The sequence below is a fragment of the Nocardia sp. NPDC055050 genome (assembly GCF_053608345.1).
The window spans coordinates 36,719-49,531 of record NZ_JBSGVG010000019.1 but is presented as its reverse complement, the minus strand read 5'-3'; the positions used below and the strand labels follow the sequence as shown (position 1 = coordinate 49,531).

Here is a 12,813-nt window from a genome sequence, read left to right as displayed (position 1 = left end):
GAGGAGTCAGGTAGCAACGCGCATGCCTGACGCGAACCGGCTGTCGGACGGGTGGCTCGACGAAACGTCCAGTAGACGACACCAGGGGTGATGGGCATGCAGCTCGCATCACGTCGAGGGCCGCAACTGCGGGTCCTGACAATCGAAACAACAGTGGACCGCTGCTTGCGCTACCGGCAGGATCTAGGGCTCCCGGCGGTGATCGCGCCCGGAACCGAACGGATCATCGTGCACTGCCTCGACGGTCGAATCGGGGCGGTCATCGCCCCGGCGCCGATGTGCAGGTCCGCGACCGCACAGCTGGGCGACGGCCTGGTCATCGCCCATCCTCGTTCGTCGAGAATGACTTTCCTGACTAAGCCCGGCTGTCACTGCGACATCGAACCTCTCAGTCGAACGCTGCTGCTCAACAACATTGCCGTCGATACGACCTGGGCGGTCTTGCCCTCGCCGAGCGACGAGCAGTCCGGCTACCGGCGATGGGAATCGCCACCCCGCAGCGGGGCCCTGCCCCCGATGTTGACAGTGCTCGGGGCGATCCTCGGAGCCAAACGATGAACGGACCCGTATTCGCCTATTACCGACGCCCATTGGTGCGGAACAGGATTCGGGTTGTCGAAACCTGGATCGCCGAGATCGCGTCGCGGTATGGGTGCGATGACCTCGCCGGTCGGATGTTCGTCGAGTTCGAGTCACCGGTTCGCCTGCTGTGGTCGCTGGGCGAGTTTCTGGACCAGCGGATCGACGCGAATATTGCCGAACAGGTGCGTGACCTGGCGCGAGAGCACGGCTACGAGTATGACCGAATGCATACCTACCCGACCCCCGCGCCCGCGCTGTGGCAACTGATCGGAGCGCTCGAAGCAGCCGGTGGTGGAATCGTGTTGGTCCCGTCACTGCATCACCTCGCCGACCTTGAGATACCGGAAACTGCGATCCTGCAACATTTTTCGGCGAACCTGAATGCGCGAGTGGTCTGGATTGATCCTGCGGTTGGGACTGCGCGGCAGACGTGCGTAGGGAGTCGGCCTGGTCCTGGTGGTTCACCGACTGGAGTGCTCAGTGAATTCCGGGTCAGCCCGTTCTGTGCTGCCGTGAAGATGGCGCGCTTCTACTGCGAGGAGTGCTTGACCCGATCTGGGCTCGCGGTTCTGGCAGACACGATCGACGAGCTGATGCTGGCGATCGTCGGCCCGGCCGAGCGACGGTGGAGCGGCAATCTCGACATGCTCGGTGAGCAGTTGGTGGTGCGGTTGATCCGACCAGCGGAGTCGCGCATGTTGGTTGTCGAAGTGGCCGAGACTCGTGAGCACGGAGACGCGCCCTTGGACTCCACGCTACGGCGAATCTGTGCCGCAGGAGTCGGAGTGCGCCGCGAAATCCCTTCGGGTGGCGGGACGTTGACGCGGTACGAGGTGCCGATTCCGGGCTCGGTGAGGCGCTGATGTGGGAACTGGCCCTGCCTGTTGCGCCCTGCATGGCTGTACTCGTTTGGTGCGTCAGGGGTCCGCGTTGGATGTCCGTTTTCCCCCGCCCGCATGGACTGGACACAAGCCAGGTGCGGGCGGGTACCGACGATAGCGAGATTGGTCGCAGGTGAAGACTGCCCGTCAGCGCGGGATGGCGAACACGAAACCCCTCACGGGACCGACGCTTCCATTGCACATCAGACGGACGCCGACTTGATTGCGATCGCCGGGTATCCGGCCATCGCTCGTCTGGCTTACGCAGATGCTGCGTCATAGGCCGCGATGACTTCGGCGGAGATCCTGCCGCGGCTGGACACGGCGTGGCCGTTTTCGCCTGCCCACGCCCGGATGGCGGGGAGATCGTCGCGACGAACCGACGTGCCCGTGGTCGGCGTCGCGGACGATCGACGACTAGAGGTCTTGGCGCGACCGACCCGGCGAGCGTAGGGCAGCCACTGGTCGAAGGAATCGCGCAGCTTGGCCGCGTTGGTATCGGACAGGTCGATTTCGTAAGCAGCGCCGTCGATTTCGAAGTTGACGGTATCTTCGGCGACCGAGGTGCCGTCGAAATCGTCGATAAGGGTGACAACAACCTTGCGTGCCATGATCATGGGTCCTATTCGTTTGTGCTTGGGAATGCCTGTTAGCAATCGTAATTGCTCTTCGGCCCCGATGTGAAATGGTCGACTTCTCATCGTTCCCGTTGCGGGGTGGCTCAAACCCGCGCGGCTCGCCTTTCTGTGTGGTTTCCGAATCGAGGCGACCGGCGTGGATCGGCTGGCGCAGATGTCGGGGGAGGTCGACGTTCCGACAGGCGGTTGACCACCACCTTTCTTGGATCGAAACTATCGATGCTCGTCTGGAATACCCTCGCCGTGAGCAGCGAGCAGGCGGGCCGTCGTGACACTCGCGGACCATGCCGTCGATATTGACAGGACCGGACACGGTCGTCAGGGAATCACCCAGTTTCGTTCGCATGGAAGGCGTGGCAGCAACAGCGCGGCGGTATCGGCGCACATCGTGGCGATGGCATTGGTGTGAGAGGCGTTGAAAGCGGCCACAAACCGGCTCGCGGCGCTCACGCAGGCCTCGTAGAACAGATCCAAGCAGTCGCCCCCGACATCTGACCAGTGGATCTGGACGATGACATCCGGCTCCGTCAATTGTGGTGTGAAATGCTCGAACATGGTGTGGCCAATGGAAGTAGTTATTGGGCATTTTCGTGGATGGAGGTGGTCGCCGCCGCCGAGTCGGTATCCTCGGCGTCAGCGCGTCGTTCTTCGCACCGCCCCTTATGGCACGAACATGGTGACAGCTTCGACTACGCAGGCAGGCTTGCTGCTGTCCGCACGTTCGACGGTGACCCGTGTGACCACCTGGTATCCGGAATCTGCCTGAGATACGGAGACCAACTCGATGCCTGCCCGTACTGCCGAACCGACCGGCACCGGAGACGGGAACCGAATCTTGTTGGCACCGTAGTTGACACCCATCTGCATGCCCTCGACGGTGTAGACCTGCCAGGTCAGCATCGGAACAAGCGACAGGGTCAAGTAGCCGTGTGCGATCGTGCCGCCGAACGGACCGGCCTTGGCGCGCTCAGCGTCCACGTGAATCCACTGGTGGTCGCCGGTCGCGTCAGCAAAACTGTCGATCTGCTCCTGGGTGATGGTATGCCAATCGGAATACCCCAGATGGGTACCCTCGGCCTGCTGCAGCCCATTGAGGCCATCGAGAAACCTCATCCCCGTGGGCCTCCTGCCACGTACAGCACCTGTCCTGAAACGAATCCCGCGCCTTCGCTCGCGAGGAACGAAACGGCGTGCGCGATATCGTCGGGTGTGCCGGTACGGCCTACTGGGATCTCCGCGGCGGCAGCGCTTTTGAACTCATCGAACGACATCCCGATGCGCGCCGCAGTCGCCGCGGCCATCTCGGTCTCGATGAAACCCGGTGCGATCGCGTTTGCGGTGACACCGAACTTGCCCAGCTCCAGCGCAAGCGTCTTGGTGAAACCCTGCAGGCCTGCCTTCGCTGCGGAATAGTTCGCTTGTCCGCGATTGCCCAGCGCAGAAGTGCTGGACAAGTTCACGATCCGACCCCAGCGTGCTGTGGTCATGTGGGCCTGTACCGCACGGGTCATGAGGAATGAGCCGCGCAGATGCACGCTCAGCACGACGTCCCAATCGTCAGTGGTCATCTTGTACAGCAGGTTGTCCCGGAGGACACCGGCGTTGTTCACCAAGATGGTCGGCTGGCCCAGTTCGCCGGCAACCTTCTCGACAGCCGATTGGACGCCGGCTTCATCGGAAACGTCGACGCCGACAGCGATTGCCGTGCCTCCGGCTCGCTCGATCGTTTCGACGATGGGTTTGCAGGCTGCCTCATCGAGATCGACGATGGCAACCGCGTGGCCGTCGCCGGCCAGCCTGACGGCTACTGCCGCCCCGATGCCGCGCGCGGCGCCTGTGACAATGGCGGTGCGAGTTGTAGTCAACAGTTCACTCCTGTTCGGATTAGGGGAAAAGGAAGGTCGGAAGAGGTCGAATGCCAAGGATCAGCCAGGTAGATGACCTCGAATCAGCAGGTAAGCGAGTGCTGTCACGAGCTGTTGAATCGGATCTACCAAGTCGATATTCATCGTCTACTCCCATTTAGGCCGGGTCGAATTTCGAAACCAGCCACGCGTTGCCGTGGCGTTCCACCTCCATGCGGACCGTCGTACTCGTAGTGATCGGCTCTGTGGAGTCGGCTGTTGTCGTGGACTGGTTCAGGAAGACCATGACGTCGGCGCGGTCTTCGGTGAACTCTGTGATCGCCTTCCCCACCACAGTCGCCGAGGTGTCGATCCTTTTCTCCTTCGCCGCGGGGATAACGACGTCGCGTGTGAAGGTGCCGTAGTACCCGGCGAACGCTCCGGTCAGCAGGTCGTTGGCGTGTTCGAGGTCGGAGTCGACGGTGTCCGATCCGTAGCTGAGAATCGCCACCGCGGCATGGGTGGCTGCGTCGACGGCGGACTGCTGCTGCGTCGATCCCGTAGCCACGTCATGCGGAGTAACCACGAATGCCAGATAGGCCCAGCCGGATACCGCGACGAGGGCAGCGCTCGCACACAGCACGAGTACAGCTCGCGGCCGTGTTCGAAGATGTTTCAGCGCAGGTATTTTCATGCCACGAACTCCACTTTCGACATCTTGTAGCGGTTGTGATCGTCGGTCATCGTCACGCGGAGACGCCAGCTTCTGGTCTCGTTCTCGGCGCCGGCGGCGTTGGTGACCGACGAGGTCGCGTACACCAGCACGGTCGCTGTTTCGTCGTCCCTGGATTCGATGCCCTGAGCGACTACGTCACCGGTAGTGACCACTTTCGCTTGCTGAACAACCGACACGAATGCTGCCGACCGTGCCTCGAAGTCCGTTTTGAATGCGCCGGTGGATTGGTCGAGGACCTTCTTGACATCGTCTGGCGCCGAGGCGTCACGGATCGAGATCATCGCGAGTATTCCCGACCTGGCGGCATCGAGAATCTCGGCGTTCTCGACACGCTCCCGCTCTATGGCGCGGTGGTCTCGCAGCGACGTTGCCGCGAGGCCGGTGAATACCGCCGCGACGATCGCGAATCCGATGGTCGCGGCAATCAGCCGGTCGGTGCGGCGCAAGGCATGCAGCAAGGCGGTCAAACGGTCAGCCATCTCATTTCTCTCCCGTCTCGAGTGGGGTGTTCTCGCCGAGCGGGACGTAGCCGGCGGGGTCTTTGCATTGCTCGACTGTCGGTGCACGCCGCCCTGGGTTTTCGGTGCAGGGCAGATTTCGTGCGCCGCGAGCGACTGTCGGATCATCCTGCGGGACAGCGCAGAACGCGGGTGTTTGCAGCGGAAGGGGTGCGGAGTCCACAGGTGAACGCCGTTGATCGGGCGGAAGGAAACCCGTGGTGCATGGTGGCGGCACGTTGAGGTTGAGGTTGAAGTCGAGGTTGCCCATCGACGGCTCCGAGCCGGCGGCCACACTCTGGATCGCTGCTGCGACCGCCGGGTAGATGACGAGGATCTGTTCGACACTGAGGTTGTAGATCCGCAGGACGTCGGCGATGGAATGGAGGTTGGCGAGGGCCCGGGGAAGCGTTGGCGCGATCTCGGTGAACAGGGCAGCGCCCGCCTCTCCCGCCGGGCCACCGTTGTCGATCAGGCTGCGCAACGAGCCGTCTCGGTCGGCAACCGTTCGGGTGATGGAACCGAGGTAGCCAGACCATGCGCGAATAGACTCTGTGCTCGCTACTTGGGTGTCGAGCAGTGGTCCGGCTCCGTCGATCAGCGCCCGCGTCGGGCCGATGTTCGCCAATCCTTCATCGATGAATGCGCCTGTCCCATCGATGATCTGCTGCAGATCGTTGCCCTTGTTGCGGAACGCCGTACCGCTCTCGTCGATGAGAGCACGCAGATCATCACGCGGAACATCGGCCAACGCGAGATCCAGCGTGTCGATCAGTTCCGCTGTAGGGGTGGGCAACCGGCCGCCGACGATCGTGTCGCCGTCCTGTAGATAGGGGCCGGAGTCGGTTTGCGGCAGCAGTTCGATGTACTGCTCGCCGATGGCCGATCGACTGTGGACTTCGGCGACGATGTCGTTCTTGGGGATGTCGACAGCACCGTCGAGGAACATCGTGACGACGACGGAACCGTCGTCGACACGGAGGTTGTCGACAACGCCGACCTGGATGCCACGGTAGGTGACGTTCGATTTCTCGTAGAGTCCGCCGCCCGAAGGGAGCACGAGTTCTACTGTGTGGCGGCCGATTCCGAGCATGGCGGGGACACGCAGGTATTTCATGCCGATCCAGGCGACGGCTACGACAGTGATCACGGCGAAGGCGATCAACTGGTATCTGACGAGTCGCGAGAGCAGCATCAGTTACCGCCTTGTTCGGTGGGACGGGTTTGCCCCAGGTTCAGCGGCGTGATGAGCGGATTGCCCTGGATCGGCGGGAAGGGCGGAAGCTGGCCGATGATGCCGCCGAGCGAGGCGAGCTGCCCCATCGCGGGTGTCCCGGTCAGCAATGCCCGGTCGAGCCGGGCGGTCGTCAAATCCAGATTCAAGAACAGATTCGCGAAGTCGCCTTGCACGGCGTTGCGATAGGAGTTCATCGGGAACGGCAGGGTCGCGAGCAGTGAGAGCGAGGACGTCAGGGACGGTCCGGAGTCTGCCAGCGCACGTAATGCCGGCTCCAGTGCCCGGAGGTCGGCATCGAGGTCCGCGCGGCTCGCGGTGATGAGCGCGTCGGCCGAACGGGCGAATCGTCCGATGGCATCGACTGCGCCGATCAGATCCTCACGCTGCGCGTCCAGCGTGGTCAACGCGGGATCCAGCGTCAGCAGTGCCTGATCGAGGGTTTCGCGATCGCCGGCGACGATGTTCGAGAAGCGGTCGAGTCCGTCGAGCGCCGCCACGATATCGGCGTGCTGCTGGTTGAGCCGACCGGTGAAATCGCGCAGATTGTCGAGCAGGCTGCGCACGGTGTCCTCGCGACCGGACAAGGCTTCGCCGACTTCGCGGTTGATCTCGGCGAGTTTGCCGACCCCGCCACCGGTGAGCAGGAACGACAGCGTCGACAGTGTTTGCTCGGTCGTGGGATATGCGTCGGCGTTATCGAGCGAGATGCGATCACCGTCATGCAACAGCACTGCGACTGGACTCGATTTGGGTGGCAGCAGTTCCAGGTGAGCCGAGCCGAGCAAGCTCGTGGCACCGATCTTGGCTGTTGTGCCATTGGGTAATTCGATATCGGGCTCGAGGGAGACCGTCACGAGAGCGTGTGTGTCTTCGACCCTGATCGATCGCACGGTCCCCACCGTCACATCACTCACGCGTACTCGCGCGTTTTCGGTGAGGGTGGCAACGTCAGGCATCTCGATATCGATCGACCACGAACCATCCCCGGTGCCGACAGAGCCAGGTAGAGGAAACTGGTTGATCCCGGTCCACCCGCACCCTGCGAGAACCGAAGCCGAACAAAGGACGCACACCAGGCGGGCAACTGCGCTCATCGTGGTCCTCCTGGCAGCGGAAGCGTGGGCAGCATGAGACCGGGGAAACCAGGAAGCGACGGTGGCAGTGCGGGAACCTGGACAGGCGCGGGGGAGGGGCGCGGCGCATGCGGAGCCTGTTCGAGAGCCGGATCGCTGTATTCGATCTGGTCCGGAAGCGCGCCGACCGAGTTCCCGACAACGGCGCCGATCGGGGCATAGTTGAACGCGAGCGACTTCAGCAATGGTCCGAGGTAGTGGATGCACAGCTTCGTCGATTCCTCGGCGCCTTGCTCACCGGCGGCAGCGATGGCCGAGCAGATGAACTGGACCGGGTTGGCGAAGTTCGTCATCGCCAATGCTCCTGTCAGGGAGTTCTGAGCGGGTTGATAAATGTTCTCGAGGTTCGCGAGCACGGTCGGCGACGCGTGCAGGACCTGTTCGAGGTCGCGTCGCCGGTCCACCAGGACTTGCGTGGCGCCGCCCAGTTTGTCGACGGTGTCGCTGATTCCCGCTCTGTTCTCCCCCACGAAGGCCCGCAGGTCGGCGACCGCGAGATCGAGGTCGGCGAGGGTATCTCCCAACGACGTCTCGCTTGTCGCGACCAGCTCTGATACTGACGCAAGCCGATCTCCGAATGCGACGATCTGCGCGTGACTCTGTGAGAGCGCGTCCACCAGCACTGACAGATTCCTTACGGCGGCGAAGAGATCGGTCCGTCCGTCGGACAATGTGGTGGTTGCCCGGGCGAGGTTCGCCAGGGTCGAATTGAACGTGGCGCCGTTTCCGCGCATGGTGCCCGCGGCGTCGGTGACGAATTCACCAAGACTTCCCGGCTCACCGGACTGTGGACCCAATCGCTTCGCGAGGCGGGTGAGCTGTTCTTTGATCTTGTCCCACTCGACCGGCACGGCTGTTCGTTCTTCGGGAATCGAACCGCCGTCGGGCAGCTCGGGTCCACCGGCGTAGGCCGGGGTGAGCTGCACGAATCGGGCGGTGACAAGTGTCGGCGATACGACGACGGCTTGCGCGTCAGCTGGCAGCTTCCACCGCTGGTCCAGGGTCAAATGCACTGCGACACGGGAACCTTCAGGCTCGATCCGGTCCACGACACCCACCGTCACGCCGAGTATGCGTACGTCATCACCCGGGTACAGTCCGACGGCCGCGGGAAAGTACGCGACGATCGCCTTGTCCGTGATCCGCGGAACGATCACATAACTCACAACCGCCAGCGCGACGAGAATGCCCGCGATGGCACTGCTCACCAACATCTTTCGCTTCTGTCTCATCGCGGCCCCTCCGGTTGCGGCACACGACCGTCGCCCAGAGCGGCATCGACGAACGGCTGAATGAATTGGCCGGGTAGCAGATTTCCGACATAGGCGCTGAAAAACGGTCCACTGCCGACAGATTCGCCGAGTGTCCCCATATATTTGACGAGACCGGGCAGTGCGGCGTCGATGGAACTCTTGTTCCGCTCGAGCAGGTCGAGCACGCTGTTCAACCGCGTGAGTGTCGGTGCGAGTTGTTCGCGGTTCTCGGCGATGAGGCTACTGATCTGCTGTGCGACCGCCGACAGAGAGTTCGACAGCTTCCCGATCGCAGTGCGCCGCGCATCGAGCTCGGCGAGGATGCGGTTGCCGTCGACGACAAGGGTGTTGATCTGTCGGCTGCGCTCCGCCAGCACGCCGGTCACTTTCGACCCGTCGGCGAACAACTGCCGCAGTGCCTGATCCCGAGAGCCCAGGCTTTCCGACAAACGCGCGACGCCGTCGAGTGCGGCCTCGAGTTCTGGCGAGGATTGCTCGAGCACACCCGATGTCGTGTGCAAGGCGTCCGATAGTTGCTCGGTGTCGATCCCGGCGACGTTGTCGGTGAGTTTACCGAGTTCGGTGGGCAGGTCGTAGGGTGACCGGGTTCGCTCGAGAGGGATCGCTGAGGCATAGTCGAATCGCCGATCGTCAGAGCTGGGGGTGAGCACAACGGCTTTGCTGCCGAGTGCAGTCCGAGTCCTTGCCTGTGCGCTGGGGGTGGCGCCGAGTGCGAGATCGGGGCGGACACCCATCGTCACTTCGACGTCGGTGCCGCGCAGCGTGATGTCGCGCACGGTGCCCACATTCACGCCGGAAAATTCGACGCGATCGCCTGTTTTCAGGCCGCCGGCATCGGCGAATATTGCCCGGATCTCGCTGTCGGAGTCGAACACAGGTAGTCGGTCGTAGTTCGAGACAGTCGCGACAGTCGCCAGAATCAATATTCCGCCGACGACGCCTGTCCGCACTGCGTTTCGGTTCTCGTATCGCCTCATTGCGGTGTCACACACCTGCCTTGTTTCTGTTGCACGAGTTTCGTGACAATCGGTGCGCCGGCGGGACCGTCGATCTTCAACGTCACCGCGCAGAGGTAGAAATTGAAGAAGCTGCCATAGGCGCCGAGCCGAGTCAGCCGCTGGTAGGCCTCCGGCAAGGCGGTCAGTACGGCCTCGATCTGTGCGCTGCCGTCATCGAGAAGTGTTGCTGTGCGGTTTGCCTGGGCGATGTCATCTCGGATGGGCTGGCGGTCGGCAATGAGTAGATCGGCCAGTGTCGTGGAAGCTGACTCGACCTGCACGAGCGCATCCGCGATCGGGGTGCCCCGTTCGGCCAGGGCCGACACCAGTTGCTGCATATGGTCGATCACCCGGGACAGCGCGCCGCTGTCGTTCCCGACGGTGCCGAGTACCGCACCCAGGTTGGTGATAACGGATCCGATCAGCGCGTCACGATCGGCGAGGGTGCTGGTGAGAATCGCGATCTCCTGCAGAATGCCGGTGATCGTCCCGCCTTGTCCCTGCAGGACACGGATCAATTCACCGGTCAAGCGATCGATCTGTTCGGGTTCCAGCGAACGCGTCAGTGGTGCCAGCCCACCGAGCAGGGAATCGATATCGAGGGCAGGGTTTGTCTGTGCGAACGGAAAGGTGCCGCCCTCCTGCATCGGCTCGTCGAGGTGGTCGCCGTTGACGAGCTCGAGGTAGCGGTCTCCGAGCAGGTTCGAGTAGCGCACGGTCAGGCGCGCATCACTCGTGACCCGGATATCGCGAGCGATGTCGAACACGACGTCCACGTCCCTGCCGCGCAAGTCAACGGCACCCACTCGTCCTACGTCGACACCGGCTACCCGGACGACATCGCCCTCGGCGAGCCCGGACACGTCGGCGAACTCGGCGCGATAGTCGATCCTGCTGTCGAGACGAATTCGCCCGAGCACCAACACGAGAAGCCCGAGAACCATGACCATGACGAGCGTGAAGCTGCCGAATTTCACAGCGTTCTTCATCGTCTACCCCCTGGGATGCCGTAGAGCATGAAGTCCAGGACGTTGAGCTGCGCCGGCCGATCCGTGGGGAGGTACGGATTCACTCCGGTGTCGGTCGCGAGGTATTTCGCCGGTCCGTTCGCGATGTCGAGAACGGGCAGTTCGCCACACCGCGGACCGCCGCTGGCAGCGACCTTCGGTAGGTCCTGGGGGTAGCGGTACGGCATCTCGCCGGCTAGCAGCGTGGCACTGATGTTGACTCCCGGCACCGCGCCACCGACGAAGGACTCGATGTCGGCGCGTGCTTTGTCCAGCCCCTGGAAGAAGCAGGGCAGCCCTGGCGAGTACTCGTCGAGCAGTTCGGTAGTCGGTCGGATCGACCGCAACAGCGCTTCGGTGGCTTGTCCGTTCGCCTCGAGCAACTCGCCGCCGGCCCGTCCCACTCCGATGGCTGCCAGGAAGAATCTGTCGAGCCCAGCTACGTTGTCCACCACAGTGTCTCCCGTTGTCGACAACGACCGCAGAGTCTCGAGGATGTCCGGTGCCGCGTCCGCGTAGACGGTGGCTACGTCGGCCGTTGCCGCCAGATCGCGCTGCAGATTGTCCAAGCTCGGACGCAACTGGGTGAGATAGGCGTCGGCCTGATCGATGGTGTGACCGAATTGCTTGCCTCGGCCGCGCAGGGCGTCGGAGATCGCCGTGAGCGTCGCGTTGAGGTTTTCCGGCGCGACGGCCTTCAATACTGTGGTCAGCCGTTCGAACAGGGTGTTGATCTCAGGGGTGACATCTCGGTTGTCGATCGTTGCCCCGCTCGTAATCGCTTGTGCTGCTGGAGATTGCGGTAAAACCAGTGCAACGTACTTTGCGCCGAAGACAGTCGTGCTTTCGATCGAAGCACCGACGTTGACCGGAATCGAATGTGCGTGCTCGGGGAGGAGATCGAGCTCGATCGATACGTATCCCGCTTCTTCTCTGATCTTGCCGACGCGGCCTACCTGTACATCGAGGAGCTTCACCCTGGCTCCCGTGTCGAGGTTCAACCCGGATCGTTGCGCAAGCAGCTCGACCTTCACGCTGTCGATGAACTCACCGCGGAATTGGGCTACGACGAGCGCGGCGATGACAATGACGCAGCCGGTGAAGAGGATTCCTGCCGTGGTGACGTGGGGGTCGCGCGGCGGCCCCGTCCGCAGTCGCCTGATCATCCGGCGAAGTTGACCTTGCCGGAGGTGCCGTACACGGCCAGCGACACCGCCAGCGTCACGAACACCACTGCAGCGAGTGACGAACGAACCGCTCGGCCGACGGCCTCGCCCACGCCCGCGGGCCCACCGCTGGCGGTGTAGCCGAAATAGGTGTGAATGAGCATCACGACGAGTCCCATCAAAATCGCCTGCAAGAAGGACCACAGCAGGTCCGTGGGTACGAGGAACGTGTAGAAGTAGTGGTCGTATACCCCGCCCGATTGGCCGTATACGACGACCGTCGCCGTTCGGCTCGCCAGGAACGAGGCGATGAGCGCCACTCCGTACACCGGGACGATCGCCACCATGCCGGCGAGAATCCGCGATGACGCCAGGTACGGAACCGATCGCACGCCGATCACCTCCAGCGCGTCGATCTCCTCCGAAATGCGCATAGCGCCGATCTGTGCTGTCGCGCCGGCACCGATGGTCGCCGCTAGGCCGACACCGGCGATCACCGGTGCCGCGACGCGCACATTCACATACGCCGCGATGAAGCCGGTCAAGGCCTCGACGCCGATGTCGCCCAGTGTTGTATAGCCCTGCAGCGCAACGACAGCCCCGGCTGACATCGTCAAGAATCCGACGATGACGATGGTGCCGCCGATCACCGCCAAGGCGCCGGAACCGAGTGCGACTTCGGCGACCAACCGTAGTGTTTCCCGGCGATAGTGGACCAGCGCGAGTGGGATTTCGACTATCGCTTTCCGATAGAAGACCGCTTGCCTGCCGATCTCGTCGACTGCCCGTTTCAGCCACTTCGCGCGGAGAAACACGAAGC

At 62.9% G+C, this 12,813-nt stretch carries 15 protein-coding genes; 2 read left to right on the top strand and 13 right to left on the bottom strand.

Annotated features, from left to right (window positions below):
• The first annotated feature begins 96 nt into the window (after positions 1-96).
• Both ACWGCN_RS20585 and ACWGCN_RS20580 read left to right on the top strand, forming a co-directional pair.
• The gene (locus ACWGCN_RS20585) at positions 97-558 is read left to right on the top strand and encodes a hypothetical protein (protein ID WP_452457782.1); all 462 of its coding nucleotides are present in this window, start codon (positions 97-99) and stop codon (positions 556-558) included.
• Complete coding sequence (locus tag ACWGCN_RS20580) at positions 555-1,445, top strand: hypothetical protein (RefSeq protein ID WP_452457783.1); 891 nt, start codon at positions 555-557, stop codon at positions 1,443-1,445. Before ACWGCN_RS20585 ends, ACWGCN_RS20580 begins: the two co-directional genes overlap by 4 nt.
• A gap of 278 nt (positions 1,446-1,723) precedes the next feature.
• On the opposite strand, the gene ACWGCN_RS20575 is transcribed toward ACWGCN_RS20580, so the two are convergent.
• From ACWGCN_RS20575 to ACWGCN_RS20515, 13 genes are all read right to left on the bottom strand, one after another.
• A complete protein-coding gene (locus tag ACWGCN_RS20575) occupies positions 1,724-2,164 on the bottom strand; it encodes a histone-like nucleoid-structuring protein Lsr2 (protein ID WP_452457784.1) in 441 nt (146 codons plus the stop codon).
• A 255-nt stretch (positions 2,165-2,419) separates the two neighbouring features.
• A complete protein-coding gene (locus tag ACWGCN_RS20570) occupies positions 2,420-2,656 on the bottom strand; it encodes a hypothetical protein (RefSeq protein ID WP_378657478.1) in 237 nt (78 codons plus the stop codon).
• Between the two features lie 105 nt (positions 2,657-2,761).
• Complete coding sequence (locus tag ACWGCN_RS20565; RefSeq protein ID WP_452457785.1) at positions 2,762-3,214, bottom strand: MaoC family dehydratase; 453 nt, start codon at positions 3,212-3,214, stop codon at positions 2,762-2,764.
• A complete protein-coding gene (gene fabG / locus ACWGCN_RS20560) occupies positions 3,211-3,969 on the bottom strand; it encodes a 3-oxoacyl-ACP reductase FabG (RefSeq protein WP_452457813.1) in 759 nt (252 codons plus the stop codon). Before fabG ends, ACWGCN_RS20565 begins: the two co-directional genes overlap by 4 nt.
• Before the next feature lie 154 nt (positions 3,970-4,123).
• Positions 4,124-4,513: a hypothetical protein gene (locus tag ACWGCN_RS20555; RefSeq protein WP_452457786.1), complete on the bottom strand. Its 390-nt coding sequence runs from the start codon at positions 4,511-4,513 to the stop codon at positions 4,124-4,126.
• 122 nt (positions 4,514-4,635) lie between these two features.
• Entirely contained in the window at positions 4,636-5,160 is a 525-nt protein-coding gene (locus tag ACWGCN_RS20550; RefSeq protein ID WP_452457787.1) for a hypothetical protein, read from the bottom strand.
• Position 5,161: 1 nt separating this feature from the next.
• Positions 5,162-6,373: an MCE family protein gene (locus ACWGCN_RS20545; RefSeq protein WP_452457788.1), complete on the bottom strand. Its 1,212-nt coding sequence runs from the start codon at positions 6,371-6,373 to the stop codon at positions 5,162-5,164.
• Positions 6,373-7,509, bottom strand: a complete 1,137-nt coding sequence (locus ACWGCN_RS20540; protein ID WP_452457789.1) for an MCE family protein — start codon at positions 7,507-7,509, stop codon at positions 6,373-6,375. The genes ACWGCN_RS20545 and ACWGCN_RS20540 overlap by 1 nt, the downstream gene beginning before the upstream one ends.
• Positions 7,506-8,780 carry an MCE family protein gene (locus tag ACWGCN_RS20535; RefSeq protein WP_452457790.1) on the bottom strand — a complete coding sequence of 425 codons (1,275 nt, stop codon included), beginning with the start codon at positions 8,778-8,780 and terminating at the stop codon, positions 7,506-7,508. Before ACWGCN_RS20535 ends, ACWGCN_RS20540 begins: the two co-directional genes overlap by 4 nt.
• On the bottom strand, positions 8,777-9,799 hold the full coding sequence (locus ACWGCN_RS20530; protein ID WP_452457791.1) for an MCE family protein: 1,023 nt from the start codon (positions 9,797-9,799) through the stop codon (positions 8,777-8,779). The genes ACWGCN_RS20535 and ACWGCN_RS20530 overlap by 4 nt, the downstream gene beginning before the upstream one ends.
• A complete protein-coding gene (locus tag ACWGCN_RS20525; protein ID WP_379313386.1) occupies positions 9,796-10,809 on the bottom strand; it encodes an MCE family protein in 1,014 nt (337 codons plus the stop codon). Before ACWGCN_RS20525 ends, ACWGCN_RS20530 begins: the two co-directional genes overlap by 4 nt.
• The gene (locus tag ACWGCN_RS20520) at positions 10,806-11,993 is read right to left on the bottom strand and encodes an MCE family protein (RefSeq protein ID WP_452457792.1); all 1,188 of its coding nucleotides are present in this window, start codon (positions 11,991-11,993) and stop codon (positions 10,806-10,808) included. Before ACWGCN_RS20520 ends, ACWGCN_RS20525 begins: the two co-directional genes overlap by 4 nt.
• The gene (locus ACWGCN_RS20515; protein WP_452457793.1) at positions 11,990-12,808 is read right to left on the bottom strand and encodes an MlaE family ABC transporter permease; all 819 of its coding nucleotides are present in this window, start codon (positions 12,806-12,808) and stop codon (positions 11,990-11,992) included. Before ACWGCN_RS20515 ends, ACWGCN_RS20520 begins: the two co-directional genes overlap by 4 nt.
• Positions 12,809-12,813: the final 5 nt, after the last annotated feature.